Origin of the sequence: uncultured Sphingomonas sp., from assembly GCF_964235535.1 — a bacterium.
In the GTDB taxonomy this organism is placed as follows: Bacteria; Pseudomonadota; Alphaproteobacteria; order Sphingomonadales; family Sphingomonadaceae; genus Sphingomonas.
The window spans coordinates 1-3,604 of record NZ_CAXSBH010000100.1; the positions used below are offsets into that span (position 1 = coordinate 1).

4 protein-coding genes are annotated in these 3,604 nt (G+C 64.8%); all 4 read left to right on the forward strand.

Features of this window, described 5'->3' with window-relative positions; genetic code table 11:
• Nucleotides 1-416 precede the first annotated feature (416 nt).
• Nucleotides 417-1,916, forward strand: a complete 1,500-nt coding sequence (locus ACFE7F_RS15675) for a phosphoesterase (RefSeq protein ID WP_375404779.1) — start codon at nucleotides 417-419, stop codon at nucleotides 1,914-1,916.
• A gap of 341 nt (nucleotides 1,917-2,257) precedes the next feature.
• The gene (locus tag ACFE7F_RS15680; RefSeq protein WP_375404780.1) at nucleotides 2,258-2,593 is read left to right on the forward strand and encodes a TfoX/Sxy family protein; all 336 of its coding nucleotides are present in this window, start codon (nucleotides 2,258-2,260) and stop codon (nucleotides 2,591-2,593) included.
• Between the two features lie 218 nt (nucleotides 2,594-2,811).
• Nucleotides 2,812-3,207, forward strand: a complete 396-nt coding sequence (locus ACFE7F_RS15685) for a DUF4174 domain-containing protein (protein ID WP_375404781.1) — start codon at nucleotides 2,812-2,814, stop codon at nucleotides 3,205-3,207.
• Nucleotides 3,208-3,415: 208 nt separating this feature from the next.
• Nucleotides 3,416-3,604, forward strand: a 189-nt coding sequence (locus ACFE7F_RS15690) for a hypothetical protein (RefSeq protein WP_375404782.1), incomplete at its 3' end; no start/stop codon positions are given.

A 3,604-nucleotide genomic window follows, 5' to 3' on the forward strand; every position in this document is an offset into this window, starting at 1 on the left:
CCCAGGCGGCCCGTGACGACGATGTCGCCCCCGTCGCCCTCGGTCCGGTCGTCCGGGCCGGCCGCTTCCTCCTGCGGGTCCGGGTCGCCTGGCGGCGAGACCTGCGCGGCGGCGGCCTGAGCGGCGAGCATGGCGACGGCGGCCGCGGTCGCCCGCAGCATCGGGTTCAAGCGCATCTGTTTTCCCTGATCCGGCTTCCGTTCGCCGGAAGTCCTCTCGGAAGCGCCTGTGACGACGGGCGGTGACACGCGCACGTCGGGATGGTTACCGTCATGTGACCGTTCGCATCCTCGCGCAGGTCTGATCCCCGCACTGCGATTTCGCCGTGTTCGTCGGACCGTCACATGACGATGGCACAACCTTGCGAGCTCGCAGCCGACCGCTGAGTCGGGCTGGATCCCCACAAGGTTTCATTTATGACTCCGCGATTTCGGTTTCTGTTTCTATCAGCGATCACGATCCCGACCGTCGCGACCGCGCACGGCAGGCACGGAGGACTGGTCAAGGCGCCGCCGCGAGCCACAGCGTCCGACGCCGCCGCGACGGCCGGGCGAAGCTGGCTCGCCGGCGACCATCACATCCACAGCCGCTTCAGCGCCGGATACGAGGTCGATCCCGCCGACCCGGCCGCGCCGCCGGTGCCGCAACTCGGCAAGGACGGCCGCTACCCCATACCGACCAACGCCGAGCGTGCGCGCTTCCACGGCCTGCGCTGGATATCAACGACCGATCACGGCGGGCCGCTTCACGCCAAGCTGAATTACGAGCAGACGTATCCGGAGCTGCTGCGCTCGCGCGCCGCCGTGCCCGAGGTGCTGCAATTCTACGGTATGGAGTTCGACACCCCGGCGGGCGACCACAGCAGCCTGATCGTGCCGCATACGTCGGCCGAACGCGACCAGCTCCTCGACATCGAATCCCGCTTCTCGAAGCGTGAGGCTTGGCCGCTCGATCCGGCGCGCGACGTCGAGCCCAGGATGATCGAGGCTTTGCGGCACATGCGCGCGCAAAGCTCCCCGCCCGTAGTGATCGCGAACCATCCGTCCCGTTCTGCCCCGGCGATCGGCGTCTACGGGCAATACACCCCTTCGGAGTTCCGCAACTGGAACGACATCGCCCCAAACGTGGCGATCGGGATGGAGGGCGCGCCCGGCCATCAGGCCACATCATTGAAGCCGGACGGAACAAGCAAAGCGGACGGCGTACGAGGCTATTACGGCAACGCCCCCACGATAGGCGGATTTGACCAGATGACCGCGCGGCTGGGCCGGTTCTGGGACTCGATGCTGGGTGAGGGACGTCGCTGGTGGATCACCTCGACCTCGGACTCGCACGTCAACTGGCGCGACGGCGGCGGCGATTTCTGGGCGGGCGAATATTCGAAGACCTATGTCCACGCGCGACCCGATCACGCCGACATCCTCGCTGGGCTGCGCGACGGGCGCGTGTTCGTCACGACCGGCGACCTGGTCTCGGAACTCGACGTGACCGCGCGGGCGGCAGGCGCCCCAAGCCACGCGGCGATCGGCGGCACATTGACGGTGCGGACGGGACGCGATGTCGAGGTCAAGATCCACTTGCGCGATCCCGCTGGGGCGAACGCGACCGGGTACTCGTCCGACGTCCGTCGCGTCGACCTTATCGTGGGCGATATCACCGGCCCCGCCACGGATCGCACTGTCGATCGCAACCCGAGCACCCGGGCCGTCAAACGATTCGCAGCAGGCGGCTGGAAGCGCGATGGCGAATATCTGACGATGACGCATCGACTACGACGCGTGCGGACGCCACTCTATCTGCGCGTCCGAGGAACGAGCACGTCCGAACTGGAGCCGACGCCCGATCCGAGGGGAGAGGACCCGTGGAGCGACCTTTGGTTCTACTCCAATCCCATATTCGTCATTACAGCCAAATAAGGGATCGATGCATCCTGTCGCAGGAAAGAAACGAGCGCGCGGTCGGCGGTTGTTCAACTAAACAGAATTGGTGACTTCCGAAGAGTACACGGCCTGGATCGTGGATCTAACAACGACTTCGCAGACCGCCCTCGTCTCATACGATGCTGCCTATCTGCAACGTTGAGACCGACCTATAGTCACGATCCGGCGCCCACCTCGCTTTCGGAGTCTCAGACCCAATCCCGATCATTCAATGGCACCTAAACCCGCCCCGAAAGCGGCCGTTCGCTAATTGCGATTGGCGCTCGAACCGTGGACGTTTCGTTGTCTGGGGCGACGCTCGTCTGTTATGCTGGGGCATGGCTGTGCAGCGACGCACGATCGATTACCTGATCGAACAGGCGACCGGCGCGGGCACGGTGTCGGCCAAACCGATGTTCGGCGAGTACGGCGTGTACGTCGACGGCAAGATGATCGGGTCGGTCTGCGACGATCAGCTCTTCGTAAAGCCAACGGCATCGGGCCGCGTCCACGCCGGACCGGTGTCGGACGCGCCGCCGTATCCGGGTGCCAAACCACAAATGCTAATCGAGGCCGGTCGATGGGACGACGCCGAATGGCTCGGCGAGCTGCTGCGCGTCACGGCGGCCGAGCTGCCGACACCCAAGCCGCGGAAACCGAAGCGGGGTACGTAAGCACCCGCGGCGGAAGGGATCCAGGGAACGCCATTCGCCACGTACCCACTGCCTCCCCAGAAGCGGGCGTCGGTTCACCTAGAGCAAAAGCAGACGGGGGCGATGATAGTCGAGCCACTTACCGCCTGATGGGGACTACGATCGCTTCGCGGGATGTTTGATCCTGGCGGCACCTCTCCCCCAGCCAAACGTCGTATAGCGCTGCGCGTTGTTGATGGATGATTACGCTGAAGCTGCTCATGACCGCTTTTCTGATGGTAACGACTTCCACAAACATCTCTGCGATGAAGTGGGAGAAGCGCGTGCTGCTTGTCAGCGCGCCTGATGCAAACGATCCCTCGCTCAACGACCAACGCCGCATCATTGCTCGATGGAGGGCGGGCGCGAAGGAGCGCGATCTTGCGATCGTCGAGGTCGTCGGGAACAAGGTAGCGGGAGCGAGCGATCCGGCGACCACGCTCCGGCAACGCTACAGGTTGCCCACCGCCGGTTTTACAGTCGTCCTGATCGGGAAGGACGGTGGCTCCAAGCTGCGCGGAACACGGCCGATCTCCGCCGCGATCCTCGAAGAAACGATTGATGCGATGCCAATGCGTCGCGGCAGCAAGCGTTAGCCTGCCTTCTACTCGGGCAGGCTGGGCTGACCTACGTTCCACGCTTACATGCGTAAGGTGCCCGATGCAGTAGCCCCCCATTCCCTCGAACCGACATTCCGGCCCTGGTCGGGAGAGCATCTCCGGCTCGGTCGAGCGTGTCACGTTTCACAACGCCGACACCGGCTTCTGCGTCTTGCGACTGAAGGTTCGCGGCCAGCGCGATCTCGTGACCCTGACCGGTCATGCCGCCGCGATTGGAGCCGGCGAGTATGTCGAGGCGACCGGCGTCTGGCTGAACGACCGCAACCACGGGCTGCAGTTCAAGGCGGACCAAGTCGAGGCCACGGTGCTGACCACGCCTGCGGGGCTGGAGAAGTATCTCGGCTCGGGCATGATCAAGGGCATCGGCCCGGTC